This window comes from Bacillus sp. LM 4-2 (genome assembly GCF_000978495.1).
GTDB classification, from domain to species: Bacteria; Bacillota; Bacilli; order Bacillales; family Bacillaceae; genus Bacillus; species Bacillus subtilis.
The window spans coordinates 2,029,842-2,050,581 of the sequence record NZ_CP011101.1; the positions used below are offsets into that span (position 1 = coordinate 2,029,842).

18 protein-coding genes, 5 pseudogenes and 2 riboswitches are annotated in these 20,740 nt (G+C 37.1%); of the genes and pseudogenes, 6 read left to right on the forward strand and 17 right to left on the reverse strand.

All coding sequences use genetic code 11. The annotated features are described in order from the left end of the window. Window positions 1–49: 49 nt before the first annotated feature. Complete coding sequence (locus bslm_RS09850) at window positions 50–682, reverse strand: type 1 glutamine amidotransferase family protein (RefSeq protein ID WP_046381095.1); 633 nt, start codon at window positions 680–682, stop codon at window positions 50–52. A 255-nt stretch (window positions 683–937) separates the two neighbouring features. On the opposite strand from bslm_RS09850, the gene bla reads away from it, so the two are divergent. After that, window positions 938–1,858 carry a class A beta-lactamase gene (gene bla / locus bslm_RS09855; protein WP_046381096.1) on the forward strand — a complete coding sequence of 307 codons (921 nt, stop codon included), beginning with the start codon at window positions 938–940 and terminating at the stop codon, window positions 1,856–1,858. Between the two features lie 233 nt (window positions 1,859–2,091). On the opposite strand, the pseudogene bslm_RS20690 reads toward bla, so the two are convergent. After that, window positions 2,092–2,181 (reverse strand): annotated as a pseudogene (locus bslm_RS20690) (SMI1/KNR4 family protein); the annotation flags it as partial. 107 nt (window positions 2,182–2,288) lie between these two features. Continuing rightward, window positions 2,289–2,555, reverse strand: a complete 267-nt coding sequence (locus bslm_RS09860) for a DUF3221 domain-containing protein (RefSeq protein ID WP_046381097.1) — start codon at window positions 2,553–2,555, stop codon at window positions 2,289–2,291. 250 nt (window positions 2,556–2,805) lie between these two features. Between bslm_RS09860 and bslm_RS21655 the strand changes: the two genes are divergently transcribed. Then, window positions 2,806–3,039 carry a hypothetical protein gene (locus bslm_RS21655; protein WP_046381098.1) on the forward strand — a complete coding sequence of 78 codons (234 nt, stop codon included), beginning with the start codon at window positions 2,806–2,808 and terminating at the stop codon, window positions 3,037–3,039. Between the two features lie 394 nt (window positions 3,040–3,433). Further along, a complete protein-coding gene (locus bslm_RS09870; RefSeq protein WP_046381099.1) occupies window positions 3,434–3,697 on the forward strand; it encodes a hypothetical protein in 264 nt (87 codons plus the stop codon). Between the two features lie 358 nt (window positions 3,698–4,055). Here the strand turns inward: bslm_RS09870 and ppsA are convergent, their stop codons facing one another. Both ppsA and xynA read right to left on the reverse strand, forming a co-directional pair. Beyond that, window positions 4,056–6,647: a phosphoenolpyruvate synthase gene (gene ppsA / locus bslm_RS09875; protein ID WP_046381100.1), complete on the reverse strand. Its 2,592-nt coding sequence runs from the start codon at window positions 6,645–6,647 to the stop codon at window positions 4,056–4,058. A 674-nt stretch (window positions 6,648–7,321) separates the two neighbouring features. Then, a complete protein-coding gene (gene xynA, locus bslm_RS09880; RefSeq protein ID WP_015251938.1) occupies window positions 7,322–7,963 on the reverse strand; it encodes an endo-1,4-beta-xylanase XynA in 642 nt (213 codons plus the stop codon). Between the two features lie 306 nt (window positions 7,964–8,269). On the opposite strand from xynA, the pseudogene bslm_RS21660 reads away from it, so the two are divergent. Beyond that, window positions 8,270–8,528, forward strand: a pseudogene (locus tag bslm_RS21660) (ATP-dependent DNA ligase); the annotation flags it as partial. A gap of 12 nt (window positions 8,529–8,540) precedes the next feature. Here the strand turns inward: bslm_RS21660 and bslm_RS20695 are convergent. Both bslm_RS20695 and bslm_RS20700 read right to left on the reverse strand, forming a co-directional pair. Then, window positions 8,541–8,789: pseudogene (locus bslm_RS20695) on the reverse strand (UV damage repair protein UvrX); the annotation flags it as partial. After that, a pseudogene (locus bslm_RS20700) lies at window positions 8,782–9,089 on the reverse strand (YolD-like family protein). The pseudogenes bslm_RS20695 and bslm_RS20700, both read right to left, overlap by 8 nt. Before the next feature lie 174 nt (window positions 9,090–9,263). Between bslm_RS20700 and bslm_RS09885 the strand changes: the two are divergent. After that, on the forward strand, window positions 9,264–9,599 hold the full coding sequence (locus bslm_RS09885) for a YolC/YozM family protein (RefSeq protein WP_046381101.1): 336 nt from the start codon (window positions 9,264–9,266) through the stop codon (window positions 9,597–9,599). Between the two features lie 42 nt (window positions 9,600–9,641). Here bslm_RS09885 and bslm_RS09890 read toward each other — a convergent pair whose 3' ends face one another. The 7 genes and pseudogenes from bslm_RS09890 to kdpF form a co-directional block, all read right to left on the reverse strand. Next, window positions 9,642–9,998, reverse strand: coding sequence for a hypothetical protein (locus bslm_RS09890; protein ID WP_046381102.1), 357 nt, complete (start codon window positions 9,996–9,998; stop codon window positions 9,642–9,644). A gap of 5 nt (window positions 9,999–10,003) precedes the next feature. Continuing rightward, window positions 10,004–10,220: pseudogene (locus bslm_RS21315) on the reverse strand (DUF4879 domain-containing protein); the annotation flags it as partial. Between the two features lie 51 nt (window positions 10,221–10,271). Beyond that, a complete protein-coding gene (gene kdpDN / locus bslm_RS09895) occupies window positions 10,272–11,426 on the reverse strand; it encodes a KdpD-like non-kinase potassium sensor (protein ID WP_046381103.1) in 1,155 nt (384 codons plus the stop codon). Between the two features lie 51 nt (window positions 11,427–11,477). Then, window positions 11,478–12,047, reverse strand: coding sequence for a potassium-transporting ATPase subunit KdpC (gene kdpC, locus bslm_RS09900; RefSeq protein WP_225510031.1), 570 nt, complete (start codon window positions 12,045–12,047; stop codon window positions 11,478–11,480). 23 nt (window positions 12,048–12,070) lie between these two features. After that, window positions 12,071–14,095 (reverse strand): potassium-transporting ATPase subunit KdpB, encoded by a 2,025-nt coding sequence (gene kdpB, locus bslm_RS09905; protein ID WP_046381105.1) that lies wholly within the window; start codon window positions 14,093–14,095, stop codon window positions 12,071–12,073. A 17-nt stretch (window positions 14,096–14,112) separates the two neighbouring features. Continuing rightward, complete coding sequence (kdpA, locus tag bslm_RS09910) at window positions 14,113–15,792, reverse strand: potassium-transporting ATPase subunit KdpA (RefSeq protein WP_046381106.1); 1,680 nt, start codon at window positions 15,790–15,792, stop codon at window positions 14,113–14,115. A gap of 45 nt (window positions 15,793–15,837) precedes the next feature. Further along, the gene (kdpF, locus tag bslm_RS21860; protein WP_080481051.1) at window positions 15,838–15,915 is read right to left on the reverse strand and encodes a K(+)-transporting ATPase subunit F; all 78 of its coding nucleotides are present in this window, start codon (window positions 15,913–15,915) and stop codon (window positions 15,838–15,840) included. A 293-nt stretch (window positions 15,916–16,208) separates the two neighbouring features. Beyond that, a riboswitch (cyclic di-AMP (ydaO/yuaA leader) is annotated at window positions 16,209–16,354 on the reverse strand. 56 nt (window positions 16,355–16,410) lie between these two features. Then, window positions 16,411–16,546: riboswitch (cyclic di-AMP (ydaO/yuaA leader) on the reverse strand. Window positions 16,547–17,030: 484 nt separating this feature from the next. On the opposite strand from kdpF, the gene bslm_RS21320 reads away from it, so the two are divergent. Then, the gene (locus bslm_RS21320; protein WP_128484082.1) at window positions 17,031–17,114 is read left to right on the forward strand and encodes a putative holin-like toxin; all 84 of its coding nucleotides are present in this window, start codon (window positions 17,031–17,033) and stop codon (window positions 17,112–17,114) included. 632 nt (window positions 17,115–17,746) lie between these two features. Here the strand turns inward: bslm_RS21320 and yobK are convergent. From yobK to bslm_RS09925, 3 genes are all read right to left on the reverse strand, one after another. Next, window positions 17,747–18,205 carry a type VII secretion system immunity protein YobK gene (gene yobK, locus bslm_RS09915; RefSeq protein WP_046381107.1) on the reverse strand — a complete coding sequence of 153 codons (459 nt, stop codon included), beginning with the start codon at window positions 18,203–18,205 and terminating at the stop codon, window positions 17,747–17,749. A gap of 9 nt (window positions 18,206–18,214) precedes the next feature. Further along, the gene (gene yobL, locus bslm_RS09920) at window positions 18,215–20,017 is read right to left on the reverse strand and encodes an LXG family T7SS effector ribonuclease toxin YobL (RefSeq protein WP_046381108.1); all 1,803 of its coding nucleotides are present in this window, start codon (window positions 20,015–20,017) and stop codon (window positions 18,215–18,217) included. A gap of 100 nt (window positions 20,018–20,117) precedes the next feature. Further along, window positions 20,118–20,675 (reverse strand): SMI1/KNR4 family protein, encoded by a 558-nt coding sequence (locus bslm_RS09925; protein WP_046381500.1) that lies wholly within the window; start codon window positions 20,673–20,675, stop codon window positions 20,118–20,120. Window positions 20,676–20,740: the final 65 nt, after the last annotated feature.

Consider the following 20,740-nt stretch of genomic DNA (forward strand, 5'->3'; position numbering starts at 1 on the left):
AATGCTCCCATAAGTTCAGGAGCACTACAAAAAACTGCTAAAGTGTTTTCTATCGATTTATTGTATTCATTAGCTCAAAGAAGTACTCAGGCTTATAAGTCTTATTCAGCTTATACCATGAACGCAATGTATCTGGTGCAAATACATCTAATTTTTTCAATACTTCTACTGCAAATTCCAGAGGAGCAATTCCTGATGCAGTAACCAAATTTTTATCAGATACTGCAGGTTCCTTTTCATATAGTGTTTCTCCTTTGTAATTAGGGCAGACCATTTTCATATAGTCTAGGTCATTGCTTGTGTGCTTTCTCGAATTTAAGTATCCTTCATTCGCGAGGCCCAAGGTTGCCCCACAAATTGCAGCAATAGTCGTGCCGAGCTTTAAAGCGTCGCCAACTTTTTTCAAGATCGGCTGATGAATATCTTCTCCCCAAGTGTTTCCTCCGGGTAAAATGATAAGATCTTGACTCCCAAGAGTACATTCGTCAAGAGAAATATCTGGTTTTATGCTTAATCCTCCCAACGTAGTTATCATTTCTTTATTAACCCCTACTGTAACTACTTTTAAAGATGCTGCATCTTGTTTAAAGTATCTCCCTGAGTTTAGTTCCGCAATTAAATATCCATATTCCCAGTCTGACATTGTGTGAAATACGTAGAGATAAACTTTTCTCGTTTGCATCCAACAACACTCCAATCACAATTGATAAAGCTTTCTAATAGATGACTTTGCTGACAGCCATTGTCAGCATATGTATTCTGATTTGCCTATTCTTATATAATACCATGTAGGTGGGCAATTGCCCTTGTTCTCCCAACTTATTAAAAATATAAGATCAATTGATTCTATGTTTACTAGCGCAAAGGGGTTTGTTACACTAACTGTCATGGGAAACATTTCAAAGGTAATACAAAATCATTTGAATGAGGAGGCTTGATGAAGTTGAAAAATAAAGCGTCAATAAAATTCGGAATATGTGTTGGGCTTTTATGTTTAAGCATTACTGGTTTCACACCTTTTTACAGCTCAACGCATGCCGAAGCAAAATCCATAGAAGACACAAACATGGCAAGCTGTATAACGAATAAAAAATTAGTTCAACTTGAGAAAAAATTTGATGCCAGGCTTGGTGTTTATGCAATTGATACAGGTTCAAACAAGACAATCGCCTATCGGCCGAATGAACGATTTGCTTACGCATCAACCTATAAAGTTCTAGCCGCAGCTGCTGTCCTGAAGAAAAACTCAATTGAAAAACTTAATGAAGTCATCCACTACAGCAAGAACGATCTTGTTACATATTCTCCAATCACAGAGAAACACCTAGATACAGGCATGAGCCTAAAAGAAATCTCGGAAGCGGCTATCCGTTACAGCGATAATACCGCTGGGAACATCTTGTTGCAACAGCTTGGCGGCCCTAAAAGTTTTGAAAAGTCACTGAAACAGATTGGGGATCATGTAACGAAAGCTAAACGATTCGAGACGGATCTAAACTCTGCGATTCCTGGTGATATTCGTGACACCAGCACCGCAAAAGCACTGGCAACCGATCTTAAAGCCTTCACTTTAGATAACACTCTCACGACTGACAAACGCACGATCTTAACCGATTGGATGCGAGGCAATGCTACTGGTGACGAACTGATTCGGGCAGGCGCTCCAATAGGATGGGAAGTCGGCGATAAATCTGGAGCCGGAAGTTACGGGACACGAAACGACATTGCTATCGTTTGGCCGCCAAACAGAGCTCCTATTGTTGTGGCAATTCTGTCAAACCGCTTTACGAAAGATGCTAATTATGATAATGCTCTTATCGCTGAGGCTGCAAAAGTCGTCCTTAACGATCTCAAATAATATGTTTAGCCTTTTGCCACAAAGGAAAAGACATTACTTTTTTAACTTCTACCGTTCATTTTTTGATGAACGGTTCTTTCATAAGACCTCTAGAATCATATATTTAAACACCACAAAATTAAACGTTATTATAATTAACGGCAAGTTTTCATTTTATGGAACAAGTAAAGTTTGAATCTGACAAGAATTAAGATTAAGCACCCTAAAATCCATTTTCTTCTCCTTCAAGTCTCTTATTCTGTGACCAATTTGTAATACTCATTGATATTCGGACTCTCTTCCCAATATTTCGTCTCGTTCGAAGACACTAACATATCAAACCACTTGAATTAACATAACTGAACTTGATATTGGTCACTGGCAGTTTCAATGCAATAGAACAACATTTGTTGTCTCAGAGGTTATCTATATGAGAATTCAACAATTTTTTTTATAATAATTCATATTTTTGTATCGTTGCACTTGGTGGATTTGACTCTTTTAGTGTATGGAACCACACTTTTATTTTTTCACCTCTTTTGAGATCATCTGTGTTATCAATCTCACTTAATCCTACAATTACTATGTTATTTTTAAACTTGTTCATAAGTTGTCCTTCAGAAAGATCGTAATCTTCTTTTACTGGAGTTTCTGTAGTGGTAATGAGAATTGCCCTATTATTGTCTTTAAGCACGACATAGCCTACTAGGCTCTGCATCTTTGTTTCGTCTCCGTTTTATTCATTTTTATTGCAGCCTGCAAGGAAAATAATGAGCACTATCAAGCTTACTCCGATTTTCGGCAACCTTTCTCACTCCCGTCATGTTTAACAATCTCACTCCATAACTACATATCAATAAACTGTAGTGTAAACCTATCCAGAAACTTCTTCATTTTCTCATATTGAATCTTTTACAAGCTGGTAATACACAGACTAAATCGGGTAAAAATTCGTAGAGGTGATTTCATTGAATGATGATCATAAAGTAACTCATTACTCTTCATTTATTTTTTCAACAATCATGGTATTGGCGGTCGCCATCTTTCCACAATACACTTCTTGGTTTGTAACAGTTTTCTTCTTGGGTTTTGCACTTATCTATACATTCCAAAAACATAAAACAAGTTCTTCAAAAGCAATATCTTATATTTCGTATTTTTTATTCATTGTTTCATTGATTTACACTTTAGTTAATATGTAATAGTAATCCTCCCTTTGTGGGAGGATTTTTTGTTTAAGCTTATTTCTAGGCTGCTTTTGGGCCACCTCTATCTATAATGATAAAACTATCTGAACCATTTTTTTCTTCCGATCTTTGTCTTCGTAAATAGCAACATTTTGGCGTGTCATTAATGTAATACCGGCCATTTTAAACTCTTTTTGATCTTTAAAATAAACAACAGGGACATTCACCAAACGGATCTACTTCTTTTTGTTCTTTCTCAAATGTTTGTATGTGGTTGTCTTCGAACCATACCCTTACTCTTATTCCGCTAAAATCGAGATTTTTACTTTTTATGATCCATTATTCACTTTCAAAATAACTTCCAATTACAACATAATATATGTATAAATTGTAAATGGAGTTGATGTAATTGAAGATTAGGAAAATCTTAATGAGTTCTGCTTTATCCTTTGGCATGCTCATATCCACGGTTCCCGCATTGGCTGTTGGCACTTCGTCTGAGGTTGCAGTAAAAAGTGCTGAATATGATTATGACACTATATACCGCATTAGTCCTCTGCCAATGGACTTCCAGCCAACAATAGAATACAACGGTTATACTTATAAGCTTACACGTCATTATTTTGATTACTCAATCGGGTTTTACACGGCTATTTATACAAAAGTTGTTTAAATTTATAAAGGAGCTTTTTAGCTCCTTTTTCTCTTGTTTTAGGTATTTCTTTCTATGTGGTCCCCTATCAAATTCTCCAGTTCTCTTTGACACGAACAAAATCTAAAGTTTGGTTTTAAATGCTGGTAATAAAAAATTCACTTTAAAGAAGCGCCGCCCGCAAAATGCGGCTTTTGCACACTACGCCAATTTTATATAGAAAAGCCAGACCTCCTCCAAGAGGTTCCAGCTTTTCTTAATGTGCTATCGATCTTCGTTAGTTTAACGGGAACTTAATCATTCGGTACAAATGCAGCCTCCCAACTTCTAGTTAGGGCTGATGGCGGAATATCTGATGGCTCTCTACACACATCAGACATTATAAGATTTCAATGTAGCCTTCTGTACCATGAACGCGAATTCGTTGCCCATCTTTTATCAGCTTGGCAGCATTTTCAACGCCAACAACTGCAGGTAAGCCATATTCACGGGCTATAACAGCTCCATGGGTCATCAGTCCACCAACTTCGGTGACTAGGCCTTTTATGGATACAAACAATGGTGTCCAGCTTGGATCGGTAAAGGAGGTATCTCCATCTTCTAAATCAGCATCTTCCATGTTTAAAATGACACGCGCTCGCCCCTCTATCACTCCGGAGGAAACAGGTAGACCTACAATCGCTCCGGCTGGGAGATTTTCTCGTTTATACTCACCTGTAACAATTTCACCATCAGACGTGATAACACGTGGTGGAGATAGTTTTTCATATAATTTGTACTCGTCTTTTCGTGTACTGATGATTTTATAATCCAGTTTATGTGTGCGTACGACTTCGTGAAGTTCTTCAAAAGTGAGATAGTATATATCTTCTTTTTCTTGAATAACGCCCGCTTCTACGAGTCGTTCGGCTTCTTCCAGTAAAGCCTGCTTATAAACGAAGTATCGATTAACCATGCCGTATTTTGGATATTCCCTAAACCCGCTGAAATTCCGGATGATATCTATCATTCGTTTAGTTTCTTTGGCTTTTTGTTCACCATCCGGTAATTGCTTCAATCGATCTAATAACTCTTGTTCTTTCTTCAAAGCTTCCTGTCGCCCTTGCTCAAATTTCCGATGGCTGGCATTAGGCTCACTGTTATTGATATTATTAAGAATCATTGGGATAAGTGTAGTTGGTTTTTCGCTCCATCGAGTTCTTGTAATATCAATTTCTCCGGTACATCGCATTCCGTATTTGCTGAGATAATCATAGATCGCGTCTCGGGTTTTGCTTCCGCCATCAAACTTAGCCAGTTCATCCAAAAAATTATCATCTTTTACATGTTGTAAGTAATCAATTACCTCTGGATAAGGACGAATCACATCTGCGACGTCTAATAGCGCAAGACCCATTTCTGAAGTAATATTATGGGGTACAGATTGAGAAAGCGTATCTGCTGCGTTTTTTTCACCTAACCACTCGTTCATTTTTTCGTTAATCCATAATGAAGCATTCATAGCAGTTCGAATCACAACAGAACTTTCTGGGTTAAATAAAATCTTCTTTAATTCCTGGATATCTTCCAGAATAAAACGAAATAAATCTGATCCTGATTTCGTTTGGATGTTTTGTTTTAACTCTTCTATCGATGTTTGACTGCTCTCAATCAAATCAGACACGATTGTCGGATCGTTTTCAACTTGAGCCGGCATATCTGCATTGCCTCTGCTGGGATTTGGTGCTGTTTTATCATTTGGTATCGACTTTATGAAATCTCGTCGCTTTATTATGTTCATAAGTGCGTCTTTTAAGAGCTGATCGTGCTGCCCCATGCCTTTTAAGAAAACTTCTCTGCTGTCAGGGGATGCCAGATGATGTGTGACATCAACAAATAGCCTTCCACCGGCTTTACGCATGGGTGCAGCAGTCGTCAACAGAAAAAAAGACAATCCTAGTGGTTTTATGGGATCCGTCATCATTTGTTGATGACCAACAGAAATATAGACGTGATTTTCTTGGTCACTCGCTTCAGGGATGGGGAATAAAGTAGTGATTGGACGACTCTGTACAATATAAAAAGTATCGCGGGCCAAACACCATTCGATATCTTGCGGCTGGCCGAAATGAGCTTCGATCTGTCTTCCAATGCGTGCCAGCTGTAAAATTTGTTCATCAGTCAGTGTTTGAGCCTTTTGCTGATCAGAATCGATCTGCTGTGTTTCTGTTCCGCCTTCTTTTCGTCCGTAGATAGCCAATTTTTTAGTTGCTATTCTCTTATCGATGATTTGCCCATCCTGTACTTTATAACAATCGGCAGACACCAATCCGGAAACCAGTGCTTCACCAAGTCCAAAACCGGCATCGATGGATAACACCTTTCGGTTGGAGGTAATCGGATCAGCGGTAAATAAAATCCCCGAAGCCTGAGGGAAAACCATCCTTTGAACGATAACGGATAAATAGACTTGGCTGTGGTCAAATCCATTTTGCATACGGTAAATAACCGCGCGATCCGTAAATAGGGACGCCCAGCATTTACTGATATGCTGCAAGATTGCATCGACGCCGGTAATATTTAAATAGGTGTCTTGTTGACCGGCAAAAGAAGCATGTGGTAAATCTTCAGCAGTTGCACTAGAACGCACGGCATAGGCATGTTCCTCGCCAAACTGGGAGAGATAGTGAGCCACTGCTTTCACAACATCGGAAGGAATGTCTACTTCCATAATGATTTGCCGAATCTTCCGGCTGATGTTACCAATCTGATCTCGGTCCTCAACTTTTAGCATCGCCAACTGATCCAACAACACTTGTAACGTTTCGTTTTGTTCGATGGCTTTTTGATATCCTACTGTTGTGACACAAAATCCTTCTGGTACTTGTATACCTTGAATTTTTGATAATTCCTCTAAATGTAACCCTTTTCCTCCAACGAGCGAAAACTGTGTTTTTTCAATTTCATGTAAACCGAGAACCAAAGAACTCATTCTACATCTCCCCTTCAAAAAAAAAATATTGACAAGAGCTTCCTAGCAGGATATAATGAAATTATAAGGTGGATATCTATAACTTTTTTAACTAGAAAGCGCACGTAGTGTGATTATATCACCGTGTCTGTTTTTGTGCAATATAAAAAGAACCTGGGCAATTTCACCAGGTTCTTTTCTTAATTTCCATAGCTAGTCGCATTAAAAAACTTGGTTCGAGCTGATACAATCCTCTAAGGAAATCCTAAAGTTAGGTTCTTTTCGAACTAACCTGTCTTGTTCCGTAGAGTCCCCATTTATAAATTAGACTTTTTGTTCTTAACAGTCCCACCGTTAACTAGTATAAAGTTATGAGGATTCTGGTTAACTACTGAGATATTTTTATTTTGAGTAAGGCTTATGTTTGATAAAGAAGGGTTATGTAAAGGTGTCTGTTGTGAGCAAGCGCTGACTACAAAAAATTGATAGCATTCTCATTTAAATACCATTCTATTAACCTATAGAAAAAGTTATAAAACCAGATGGAGAATACCCTACCTCCAGTAATTCCAAGGCCGTTCACCTAGTAGAAAACAACCTTTAACCATTACTAACGATTTTAATAATCATTGATTATAAAACTTCTCAAGGAACGATCATCAGCCCGTTAGCTACCCCTGATTAAAGATGATCTGCTACCACACTGTTACGTTAGAACTTCCACTACTTTGATATCCTTCTGTCGCCATGACTTGGTAAGCCCAATTACTGCCCAGATTCATTCCATGGCTCTTCCATGCGTTCACATGATTGCTGAAAGTGATTGTAGCGTTGCTTCCAGTTGGTCTCTTCGTCTGGCGAACACTCCAGTACTGCGTAAAAGTAGTGCGATCGCCATCAATGGAAGGTGCGTTATAACGTGTAGTTGTATATATGTCATATGTACCCCCATCACTTTTTACAGTACCTTTATACGTTCCAGTAGGTCTATAAGTACCCCATGAATCCACTACATAATATTCTATGAGAGGTGATCTCGTCCAACCATATAAAGTTAAATATCCATTGCCATTCGGCGCCCAAACTCCGGCATTATAGTTTATCGTCCTAAATGGCGAACCTGTAGTCCAACCTTTACCAACAACAAAATTTCCGGTATTAGACCAATTAACACTGTAATTCCCGCCAGACCCATTGACAGCGTTTACTATACCGCCCCCATCAGTCCAATTTTGCCAGTAGTCTGTGCTAGCTGCAGAGGCGGTTGCCGAAAACAAGCTAATACTCATTAAAGCTGCCGATAATCCAACTAAGAAATTCTTTTTAAACTTAAACATATGTTACCTCCTATAATATTTTTTCCGACTTTGAGGTAGCACTCGTATACATTTAAAACATTCTTAATTACTAACGCCAAAGCTTTTGATCGTCCCCTTTAGTATAATACCACGAATTCATGAGCAAATATTAAAAGTATTTGTAATTTAATTACAAATACCTAGAAACACATTATAAGTGGTCTTCTTCCACCATATCCTGATCCTTTTTTCGTAGGATCACAATTCTTATTTCTAATTCAGATGGAGTAATATCTGCAATGAATTCCCATTGAATCTTTTCGTATAAAAGATATATATATTAGAGATTGTGAAGTCATTGTTGCTGGGCCAGGTGGTGCTCTTGACTTTGAAGCTGTAATGCAACGTTTCATGTCCAAAAAATCAGTCCATAAGGTAGTTTACTGTGTCTTTGATGTAATTTGATGGGTATTCAATCGCTAATAAGCCACTCAGTGAACGCAAAAACATGCTTTTAGATCTCAACCTTGACCATGATAATGTATTTGTTATTGAAGGCCTGCAAGGAAACGAATTAGCTTACTTTAATCTGGCCAAAGAAAAATAAATCGGCTTATGATATTGCAGTGGACAATGGTTTTTCGGGAACTGTAAATGTGCACTCTTGATCTTCAGGCATCTCAAAAAGTCTCGAGCCTGTTTTTCTTTTTTAAATGCAGGAGACGCAGCTAACACTACACTTCCCTGTCTCTCCGTATTTTCTTCAACAGCAAGATACTATGTTAAAGGATTAAGCCCCATTGCAACAGCCGATTTATAAAACACAAAGTATATTCTTACGTGGAAATTGTGAGTAATCAATCATTGTATGTAACTCCTATGATGTTATTCATGTTGATATATACTGTGTTGTTATGTTGATCTTTAACGTAAAGCTTATGTTGTTCAAAATTAATGTAATGAACTCTGCCAGCGGTATTTTCAAACAAATCCATAGTTGAAAGTTTGAATTTCAAAATTCAAGTGCTTCAGAAACGAAAACGCCCATCTCTTCAATTTGTTGATCATCTCAATTTTTGATCTATCAATCAAATCTTGTTTAAGCTGTATTAGATGTTCTGAAGCATCATTGATATCCATTGATTGTTCCTCGATCCCTAAACATTTCGACTCACTCCTTTATCGATCTAATATTAACAGAACAAAAGTTCTTTATTCGAGATAAATCAGAACAAAAGTTCGATGTAAATGTAGGTAATAAAAGATGAAGGTCAATAATGATATACGTAGTATTAAATAAAGGAGAATTTCTTTTCGACGAGGGAGAGTGTGATAGTGAATGAAGAAGAGGTTAATCGGATTTTTGGTGTTAGTTCCTGCTTTGATTATGTCTGGTATAATTTTAATCGAAGCAAACAAAAAAGCCCCGGTAGAAGTTTTAGAAAGTGCTTGGGATGAATTTGGTTTATTTAGTTTTCAAATTGGAAAAACAGATCCGTCAATTACAATTGGCATGGATCATACCAAAAGTGAAGCAAAGCTCCGTGAATATTTAGAACATAATCTGTCAAGAGAAGCAAAGGAAAAATATAAGATTTATATATTCAAAGATGATATTGATAAATTGGAGAAAGAACATCGAGAGTATTTGAAAGCAAATAACCCTAATAAGTAAAACGCCCAGCACTTTTATTAAGCTGGGCATTGTTTTCATTATTTAAATAGAATTTCTATAAGCATTAATTGCTTCATTTCGTAACAGCATATTATCTTTATTAACCATGCCTAAGTTATAAGCTTTTTTGATAACATCTAATACCTGCGAATCCATTGTAGAAAGGTTTCCGCCTGCAGTAAATCTCAATTTCCAGTCTTCTAAAGACTTATTCAAATCAAGCGTGCTTTTTTTATTCTCGGGTTTAACGATCTCATTTTTCTCAAGTTTTTCGCAAAACTCGTTAAAACCTATGGAAGATTGCTGAGTATTGTTCTGACCATACCCTTCTGTTGCTAAGCTACAAAAAGCTAAGAATTTTGGATCTTTAGTTACATCATAATCAGAAGTACTAATCACCTGGTTCACTCTCTTTCAAAATCAATTTTTTGACTGTAAACAAAAGCAGTGCCTGAGCTCAATGCCTTAATCTGTATAGAGTTATCTTGCAGTGCGTACATGGGAATCTCAAAATATTTATCCAAGCCTACTTTTACAAATAACGTAATAAGACTAAAACATTTTAGCTATGCCGCCATACAACAGATTTTTACCACCTTTACCTGCAATAACTGTTAACCTAGCTAAGGGATTCTTAATCTTATTAAAATACTTATTTTAATAGTGACATTTTCACTTTCTCCTCGGTTGCTGGTCAGAAACTATATGAATATCAACTCCAGTAGTGTAGCGCATAATCATATTTACAATAGAGCCTTTTCGTATTTCTTCCCAGCGGCTTCGAGCGGATTGGCCTAAAATAATTTGAGTTACATCGTGTTCTTTAGCTACATCAGTAATAGCTTTTGCAATATGACGTTTTTTGATTTGTTCTATAATAAATCTAGCATTAAACTGTATCGCAAGCCTTTTCCAGTCTTGAATCTTTTTTCTATTCTCGGTTGACCGTTTCATTGAAACTTCGTTTGTTACATGGAGTATGATTAATTCTGTTTTTAAACGATTGGCAATTCTCCAGCCTCGTCGAATTAATCTTTCTGCATTGCTGCCATGCTGCACGCAAACCATAATTTTTTCATTTATGCCTGAAGGTTTATTTTTTCCATTTTTCTCATTTGCTTTTTCAACTCGTTCATCTACATCATTAGCTACTTCTCGTAATGATAATTCACGCAATGCACCAAGATTGCTTGCCGTAAAAAAGTTGTTGAGTGCTTGCTCAATTTTACTTGGGTGATAAATTTTCCCCTCACTTAACCGCTTTCTGAGGATTTCTGGTGTTACATCTACAAGAATAATTTCATGAGCCATATGAAGAAAGCTATCAGGTATTCGTTCTCTAACCTGAACACCAGTAATTTGCTGTACAATATCATGCAAGCTTTCTAAGTGCTGAATATTAACTGCAGATAATACATTAATTCCAGACTTCAATATTTCTTCTACATCCATATATCTTTTATTCCTTTGTGAAAAAGGCACATTAGTATGTGCCAACTCATCAATCAAAACTAAATCAGGTGCACGTTTAATAATTGCTTCCGTATCCATTTCTTCTAGTAATCTGCCTTTATAATCAATGTTCTTCTTCGGAACAATTTCAAGATCACCAATTAAGTCTTCTGTTTCTTTTCTGTTATGTGTTTCAATGAGACCAATGACAACATCTAATCCCTCTGCTTTAAGTTCATGGGCTTCTTGTAGCATTCTATACGTTTTTCCGACCCCTGGCGCTGAACCAATGTAAACTTTTAGTCTACCTCTCTTTAATCGTTCAATTTCCTCTAGAATCTCTTCAGGCGTTTTCTTTCTATATTCAGGTAACAACTCATCACCCCAATAGAATTGCCCCTCAGCCTAACAGGCTAAGGCGCAAAGTTAATTTCCCTTGCTTATAATCTCTTGAACTTTCATATTTAGCTTTAAAACATTAACACGAGGTTCCCCAAAAATACCGAGACTCCTTCCATCTATTGTATTATCAATTAACTTGTTTAAAGTTGATTCACTTACCCCTGTTGCGTTACTAACTCGATTTACTTGAAATTTCGCAGCTTTAACTGAAATATCAGGATCCAATCCAGAGCCAGAATTAGTAATTAGGTCAATTGGTAATTCTTTTGTTTTTAAATCTGGGTTTCCCTCTTCCAATACTCTGATGAAACTTTTGGTTCGTTCCAACATTTCCTGATTGGTTGGCCCATAATTATTAGATCCTGATCCAACTGCATTATATTTAATAGAAGAAATACGCCCTTGAAAATAATTTGATTTTGTAAATTGTTGACCTATTAATTCTGAACCCACGATTTGACCGTCTTTATTTTTCAAAATGCTTCCGTTTGCCTGATCAGGAAAAATTGCTTGTGCTAATCCAGTCATAAGCAATGGATAAAGGATTCCACAAATTATGATCATAAGCAGTGCTAATCTAATAATTTTTAACAAAGTTAACCCTCCAGTGTTTTTTATCATGACATAAACACGCTTACCAAAATATCAATCAATTTAATTCCTATAAACGGAACAACAATACCTCCAAGACCATAGATCAAAATATTTCTAGATAACAATTTACTTGCACTCATCGGTACATACTTTACACCCTTCATTGCTAGAGGGATTAATAACGGGATAATAATTGCGTTAAATATCAATGCAGACAAAATCGCCGTCGTCGGTGAGTGCAACCTCATAATATTTAGTACTTGCATTCCAGGTATAGCAACTGTAAACATTGCAGGTATAATCGCAAAATACTTTGCAATATCATTAGCTATACTGAATGTCGTTAGTGAACCTCTTGTCATCAACAACTGTTTGCCAATCGCAACGACCTCAATTATTTTCGTAGGGTCTGAATCAAGATCAACCATGTTCGCAGCTTCTTTCGCAGCAATTGTTCCGGAATTCATAGCAAGCCCAACGTCTGCTTGTGCGAGTGCCGGTGCATCATTTGTTCCATCACCAGTCATCGCTACCAATTTTCCTTTTTCCTGTTCTTCACGAATTACCCGAATTTTGTCTTCTGGTTTTGCCTCTGCAATAAAGTCGTCAACACCTGCTTCTTTTGCAATCGTTGATGCCGTTAAAGGATTATCTCCAGTACACATAATCGTTTTTATCCCCATTTTTCGCAATTCATCAAAGCGTTCCCTCATACCAGGTTTAACTGTGTCTTTCAAGTAGATTAAACCAAGGATTCTGTTGTTATAAGAAACTGCAAGCGGAGTCCCTCCTTGACGAGCAACTTCTTCACTTTTTGATTGCAGATCTAGAGGAAGGGGTCCACCCATTTCTTGCACAAACGCCTTTATAGAATCAACTGCACCCTTTCTATAATGATGTCCATCTTTAATTAAACCGCTCATTCGTTCTTCAGCTGTAAAAGGTATTATTTCAGCTGATTCATAGGCAGATGCCTCCCAAGAAGCACCATTATTTTTAGCCAACTCTAGAACGGAACGCCCTTCAGGTGTTTCATCAAACAATGACGTAATCACTGCTGCTTGCATAAGTTCTTCTTGGGTAGTGCTTGAAACTGGAATAAACTCAGCCGCCAGACGATTGCCAAATGTGATTGTTCCCGTTTTATCTAGAATGATCGTATTGATATCACCTGCTACTTCAACAGCTTTACCAGACATTGCAAGTACATTAAACTGAGTGACTCGATCCATACCTGCAATTCCGATGGCAGATAATAAAGCCCCTATAGTAGTCGGTATTAAACAGACCAGTAAGGCTATCAATGTAGAAAGTTCTATATGAACACCAACATAGTTTGCGATCGGCAAAAGAGTCACAACAACTAAGAGAAAAATTATTGTTAATGTTACAAGTAATATCGTTAAGGCTATTTCATTTGGTGTTTTTTGGCGTTTCGCCCCTTCCACAAGGGAAATCATCTTATCAAGAAAAGACTCTCCTGGATCTGCAGTAATACGAACCTTTATAGAGTCACTGACCACTTTGGTTCCCCCAGTGACAGAACTAAAGTCACCGCCCGCCTCCTTAATCACTGGTGCAGATTCTCCGGTAATCGCAGATTCATCAATAGACGCAAGTCCTTCAATAATTTCCCCGTCACCCGGTATGAAATCGCCTGTTTCTACGAGGACAATATCCCCTTTTTTCAAATCAGCAGACGAGATATCTGTCACGGTTCCATTTTTATTTATTCTTCTCGCGACCGTATCTTTTTTCGTTTTCTTTAAACTATCAGCCTGTGCTTTTCCTCTACCTTCAGCAAGTGCTTCAGCAAAGTTTGCAAATAAAATCGTAAAAAGGAGGATCAGAAAGACGATAAGATTGTAAACGTATCCTTCTTCTGAATGAAATGCAGAAGGCATTATCAGCATAAGGAGAACAAGGAATGTTCCCACTTCAACCACAAACATAACAGGATTTTTCATCATAGATAGCGGATTTAACTTAATAAAACTTTGCGTTATAGCTTCTTTTATCATTTCAGAATTTTCATTAGATTTATTCATTTGCTTACACCTCTCTGTTAACGAATCGATAAGTATTCAGCGATTGGACCCAAGGCAATGACGGGAAAGAATGTCAAGGCGCCAACAATGAGAACAACCCCCACTAAAATACCGATAAATAATAGATTATCTGTCTTGAACGTACCAATCGTTTCTGGCACTGGTTGCTTTTGAACTAGGGATCCTGCAACAGCAAGCAAAGCAATAATTGATATATACCGTCCTACTAACATGACTAATCCCGTTGAAATATTCCAAAACGGCGTATTATCAGCTAAACCTTCAAATCCTGATCCGTTATTAGCAGCAGACGAAGCAAACTCATATAACACTTGTGAAACACCGTGAAATCCTGGGTTTGAGATTGAGCCTTTTCCTATATCCGCTAAAAACGCAAGCGCTGTTGGAGCCAATATGATTAAAGGATGAGCGAGTAACGCGACAGTAATTAACTTCATCTCTTTAGGCTCTATTTTTCTGCCCAGAAATTCTGGGGTTCGCCCCACCATTAATCCGCATATAAACACACCAATAATCGCATACATCAGCATGTTGACAAGACCTACCCCGTCACCCCCAAAAACCGTGTTTAGCATCATTAGGGAAAGAGGCGTTATTTGTCCGAGTGGTGTTAGCGTATCATGCATATTATTCACCGTGCCTGTTGTAGCAGCGGTAGTGACAGAACTAAATAATGCAGACTGCGCAATGCCAAACCGAACTTCTTTACCCTCCATGCTTCCTTGTGAAGGATCAAGCCCCAAAGCAGTTAATGCAGGATTTCCATGGCTTTCAGAGACATAAATCAGAGAGAGAAAAGCTATGAACAAGATAAACATTGCACCAAATATAACCCAACCTTGTTTTTGCTTTTTAGCAAATCGTCCATAAGTATAAGTTAAAGATGCAGGAATACACCACATCGATAGAATCTCGATCACATTAGTAAGAGGACTTGGATTTTCAAAAGGGTGGGCAGAGTTTGCGCCGAAAAAACCTCCTCCGTTCGTTCCTAAATGTTTAATAGATTCAAGTGAGGCTACTGGGCCAATAGAAATGACTTGTTTTACGCCTTCAAGAGTAGTTACTTCAATCGACGGACTAAGCGTCTGAGGTACTTTTAAACTAACTAAAATTATTGTCAGGATGATTGACATTGGTATAAGGAGGCGAGTATGTCCTTTCACAAAATCTTCAAAAAAGTTACCAATCGTTTTTCCTTTGGATGTAATCCCCCTGATAAAAGCAATAGCTGCTGCTATTCCCGTTGCTGCAGAAGTGAACATCATCATCATAATGACAGCCATCTGCGAGAAATAGGAAAGTCCCGTTTCTCCACTGTAATGCTGCAGGTTGGTATTAGTCATAAAACTAATAATTGTATTAAACGACAACATCGAGTTCATGTTTTCAATTCCATTAGGATTCAATGGGAGAATGTACTGAAAACGCAAAATGACATATCCAACTGCAATGAAAACCATATTAGTTAGCAGTAGGGATCCAGCATATTGTTTCCATGTCATAGATAATCTGTTTTTCATTCCGCATATCTTATAAATGATCTTCTCGATGGGATTAAAGATTTTATCTGTTTTATTCGGCTCATTTGAAAAGACGTGATAAATATAGGTTCCTAGTGGTTTTATCATGAATAGCATCAACATTATGACCACTATAATCTGCAATATACCCATAAATGGTTTCCTCCTATGGACGTAAAATACAAGAGATTTTCTCTGTTAAAATTTTTCCGGGTTAATAAGTGCATAGATCAAATAAACAAATAAACTCACTGTTATTACAGCAGCGAAAATCATTGTTTTTCACCGCCTCCGATTGTAAAATCACACCATTTCACAAATGCCCAAAAAACGGCGAATATGACAGCAATTACTGCGAGCATACAGACATCATCCAATGTAATTCCTCCTAAATTGTTGTTCAATTTTATCTGTTAAAAAACTGGTTGATTGATCAAAAATATAATCTGAATACTAAATTAACAATTTGCGATTTAAAAAAGGCAACAAAAAAGAAGCCTATAGAAGAGGGAACTCTTCCGCAGGCTTCAAAAAGGGATTACTTAATAAACCCGTGTGCACACGAAATTGTTGCCTCTCTCGATACGCTTACGAGGTTAGCTGACGGATTCGGGCGTGAGAGTCGCCCTACTCAAAAATTGAGATTCACCCCGTGTAACATAAAGTTACGATTGGTTCCCCCGTTTCCCTGTTGGGAATTAAGCGATAAAGACGTATGAGCTAGCTTTTAAAATATAATATAGTTTTTTAAACTGCCTTAAAAATTCCACCTTCTCTCCCCTACTACGCTTACGAAGTTAGCTGACGGGTTCGGACGGTAAGAGTCGCCCGACTTATAAAGTTTCACCCCTAAAAACTGATTTTTGATGGTTCCTCCGCTCCAAACTGGATTCAGCGATACTGGAAATTTATTAAAGAATTAAGATGTGTTAATCTTACTCCTTGCTTTTTTCGTTGTAAAGGGAGGAAAATCCATAAAAATCCCACAAAATCCCCTCCTTTTCGGCTTAATTATCTACCTTAAATCAATTTTACGTATGTAATCTTTATTTTTCGTCCTTTTTCACAGGATAAAATACACGAACCAATAAAAATGACAAATTCACTTCTGAAAATTTGTCCATAATTTAGTCCGAAGAAATTTGAATTATTTAATCATATTTTTTCTTAATTAAAAAACGGGCTCCGAAATTGGAAACCCGTTTTAAATATTGAAAAATAGTTATAATTTATATTAAATTGATATTATTTTAGAAAGTATTTTTAAACTGGAAATTTATTTCACTTTTGTAAACGACAGGGTCATTACTCTGTTGTATAATTATTCCTGTACGTAAAGTATACTCACTCAAGGGAGTCTTGCTCATCCCCTACGAAAGGGGGTGAGGCTTATGTCAACATTTCAAGCATTAATGCTAATGCATGCATTCGGGTCATTTATAATCGCCCTGTTGACGTATATAAATAAAAAATAGACCTCCCTTGAGCCTGGAAACCTGAAGGGTTAGGTCTACCTAGAATAACACCGAGCAAGGCCCTTTTAAGGGCAGCTTTTTGTACAGAGCTGGGGTGCGCTAACACCCTGGCCTTTTTATTTTATGCACTCTAATTAAACAAATGCATCAAATAATTATATAATTGTATTATTACCCTAATTATAACCAGATGGTAATGTTATTTGCAATACTTTTGCTTTATGGATAAAACCATTATTTTATTTAGATTGAGGAAATAGGTTCGACAAGCAACAATACTATGGTATTGTGTTAATCGTATCAGCAGCCCTATCTTCAACTAAGCCTACAGTACAGCTTCTCAGGCATAAGAATATTTCCAACTTACAAAAAGTGAGATTATGCAAAATCAAATGCTGCTTCCATCAAACCTAGCGCATCTTTATAAGTTTCCAAAGCATATAAGCACCAAGAGATAATAAACCAACACCTATTAGAAAAGCTAAAATCAAACCACCAAAGAAATAAAATCCTCCCATGAATCTCACTCCTTTTCAGTATCATTTTCCATTAAAGTCCTTGATACCTTAATGTATTGAGTTCAGATTCAATAAGTACCGGTCTTTAAAAACTGTCAATTGCAATACTTTTGCTTAATCGTCCCAGTCTTCATCCTCTTCCCAATCATCTTTCGCTTCCTGAATCTTATTATAAAAAAATTCAATAAAGCTTTCTGCAACAGTATCTTGATAACCAATTACCCTATCCCATTCAACTACTGGACATTCTCCGTCTTTTATTTTATTCGTATCTAGACAGTAAGCAAAGTAATCAACATCTTCAATAACCACAAGTCCATCAATAAGGCCATAGTGTTCTTTATATTCGTTAGTTCTATTTACAACTGATGCATGATCAAAGTTGTAGCCTAAAACTAAAACACCGAATAAACCACCAGCACCGTATTTTTCTAAAAACCATTTATAACTGTTGGGAAGATCGCATTGGAGGTTTTCTTCAATGCGACCAATGTTTTCATGACTTGCGCCTTCTGTAAATATAGCATTTTGTTTATTTTCATTAATAAAATTCTCAACCTTCGAATAAATCATTTAAACACCTCAATTCTCATTCTCAAATTGTTTCGCTCTCCACTTCCAATATCTCTTTCTAAAGCTCTCGTATTGTGCTTTTAAAACCTTATCATTTCTAAAACTTTCACCATCAGACTTAAGCTGATGAATGACATCACTATATTTTGTATGTAAGCTGTTAGGGATTTCAAGCATTGGGCCAGGTTCTTCTTGTATCAAGTGATGTAAATTAATCTGTGTACCATCTTCTGCATAAGGGGCATTCCCGTTTTTCATTAGCTGAAGATTTGTAACACCGAATTCTGTTTTTTGATTAATATCAATATCTTTCATAGTATACACTCTTCGGCTTACATCTTTAACTTTCCCCTTCGCCTTTACCTTCCCCTCTATTTCATATGCATCATACTTTTCTTTATTTAGCCAAGGGGGGCTTATCTTTTGGCCAGTAAACGGTTTTCTTGTTCCATCCGGTATTTTCTTCGCATTAGTCAAAAGTTCATTCTTAAGGCTTTGGCTATCAACCACATTGTATGGCACATTATCGGCTAGAGGAAAGTCGTACTTAGGATTATAAGGCAGCAAATCTGGAATCTTGACGTCCTTAATTTTCTTCCCTGCCTGACTTGCTTTGTTTATGACCTTCCCCGCTGCATCTGCTTTGTTAATGGCTCCTGCACCTTTTGTACCAACAACAGCTACAGCCACTGAACCAATAGCATAGGTAACCCATCTTGATCTAGAATAGGCATCTCCATTCACCATATCCTTTTGATATGACTCTTCTATTGCTGCTGAAATGGCATCGTAAGTTTTCACTGGATGAATAACTGCATTCCCCAGTGCTGAGAGTGTTTCTCCCGGATCGGTGATGAAATCCCATATGCCAGTTACAGTGTCTTTGCCAACATCATATAAGCCTACTCCGACACCTTTTACGATATCCCAGGTGATTTCTCCTGCTCCTTCTAGCTGCTTCGCTTGTTCAATTTGCACTGCAAGCTGCACTTGAGTTGGCTCCAGATTCTCGTACCCTACTTTCTTAGCAATCTCTAAATATTCATCAGGGTCAGATACACCGTCATTAAGTTTTTTCTTTAATTCCTTGATTTCACGTTCCTTTGCTTCTTCTTTCTTCACACTTAAGTAAGCTTCAGAATGCTTTTCAATATCGCCTTTTTTCTTATGTATGTCACTTTCTCTGTACGCTTTAGCGTTATAGTGAATTGGTGTAGCGTTTTTTCCTTTGCCTGTTGATTCCTGCAGCTTTTTAAAGTCTTGCTGAATAAATTGTTCGTTTGGTTCTGTTTCAGCGTATTCTGTTTTTAAATCCTCATCAAGCTTGTTTAGCTTATCGATTGTTTTTTCACGTTTGTCATCTGCAGAAGAAAGTTTGTCTTTGAAGTCTTCTGTTGAGAATATTTCAAGGGGAAGGATATCATTGATGTTGTTTAATATGTCTTTCATTGCTTTTTTCTGTTCAGACATAATGGATTTTGATTTTGCATAAGCGTTAGCCAACTCGTGTTCTAGAAAGGATTCTTCTATGTAAGCATCAGACATCTTCGCATCTTCAAGTTTTGCAGACATGCTGCTTAAGAAAGCAATCTTCATGTCAATTAAATCAATCCATTGATCAGTAACACCGACATGATCATGATAAAATGCTTTAATGTTGTCAGCACCCTTGCCTGAAAACTCACTGTCATCTAGGTTAGCTACGTTTTGAAAAGCTTTTCTTAGCTTCACCATTTGCGACCTTAGTCCCTTATACTCTTTGGTTCTTTTATCGGCCTCAAAAAGTAATGAATCAGCCTCAAATACCTTCATATCATTCTCCTTCCTAGACTACTCTATGTAAATTTTACCACAGTAATCTATTTGAATAACAGAAAAAGACAGCCAAAATGACTGTCTTATACATCACAAACTATCTTGTTCTATAATAATTTTCTGCGGTATAGTAGCGCCAATCCCAAAAAGGTTCTCCATTGGCCAATATATACCGGTCTAAAAATATTTCAAAGTTTACATTTAATGCATTATATTCTAAACCACTTTCAAATATATAGAGATAGTTGGGATCACCTTCGTTCACTTTATCTTTATCGATCATTAAATGGCATTCTTCCAATAAGTAGCCAATTGGAATACCATTGATATCTTCAAACAAATCCTCATATTTTAACTCATCTTCAACCTCTTCAAGGCTAAATAGCTGAAGTCCTCCACCTATATTCTCCCCATCAGAAAGAATCTCAAAAATTTTCGCGCCGTTATGCAGTGTCATGAACTTCTGATAATCTTCTGGAAGGGTAATCTGATGTTTAGCTTCAAAGCTTTGAATGTCATTCAGGGTTGCTTTGTCCTGTGAAAATGTAACAAGGAACTCCATGATATCCCCTTCAGAACAAAACAATTGAATGGCTCCTTTTTCATCTAAAAGACTTTTCAAGCCATTTACCGTCTTATGAACAAAGTTAGTCACATACATCACCCCTTTATTTCCTTTTAACAATAACCTTTCAAATTCCAAAAGATGTGAACAGATCG

Excerpts from the sequence above, each read along its gene's own strand:
- ppsA (WP_046381100.1), bottom strand. The coding sequence starts at position 6,647 with ATGAGTTCTTTGGTTCTCGGTTTACATGAAATTGAAAAAACACAGTTT.
- bla (WP_046381096.1), top strand. The coding sequence starts at position 938 with ATGAAGTTGAAAAATAAAGCGTCAATAAAATTCGGAATATGTGTTGGG.
- yobL (WP_046381108.1), bottom strand. The coding sequence starts at position 20,017 with ATGAAGGTATTTGAGGCTGATTCATTACTTTTTGAGGCCGATAAAAGA.
- bslm_RS09850 (WP_046381095.1), bottom strand. The coding sequence starts at position 682 with ATGCAAACGAGAAAAGTTTATCTCTACGTATTTCACACAATGTCAGAC.
- bslm_RS21320 (WP_128484082.1), top strand. The coding sequence starts at position 17,031 with ATGTCAACATTTCAAGCATTAATGCTAATGCATGCATTCGGGTCATTT.
- kdpA (WP_046381106.1), bottom strand. The coding sequence starts at position 15,792 with ATGGGTATATTGCAGATTATAGTGGTCATAATGTTGATGCTATTCATG.
- kdpF (WP_080481051.1), bottom strand. The coding sequence starts at position 15,915 with ATGATTTTCGCTGCTGTAATAACAGTGAGTTTATTTGTTTATTTGATC.
- bslm_RS09860 (WP_046381097.1), bottom strand. The coding sequence starts at position 2,555 with ATGCAGAGCCTAGTAGGCTATGTCGTGCTTAAAGACAATAATAGGGCA.
- yobK (WP_046381107.1), bottom strand. The coding sequence starts at position 18,205 with ATGATTTATTCGAAGGTTGAGAATTTTATTAATGAAAATAAACAAAAT.
- kdpB (WP_046381105.1), bottom strand. The coding sequence starts at position 14,095 with ATGAATAAATCTAATGAAAATTCTGAAATGATAAAAGAAGCTATAACG.
- bslm_RS09885 (WP_046381101.1), top strand. The coding sequence starts at position 9,264 with ATGAAGAAGAGGTTAATCGGATTTTTGGTGTTAGTTCCTGCTTTGATT.
- xynA (WP_015251938.1), bottom strand. The coding sequence starts at position 7,963 with ATGTTTAAGTTTAAAAAGAATTTCTTAGTTGGATTATCGGCAGCTTTA.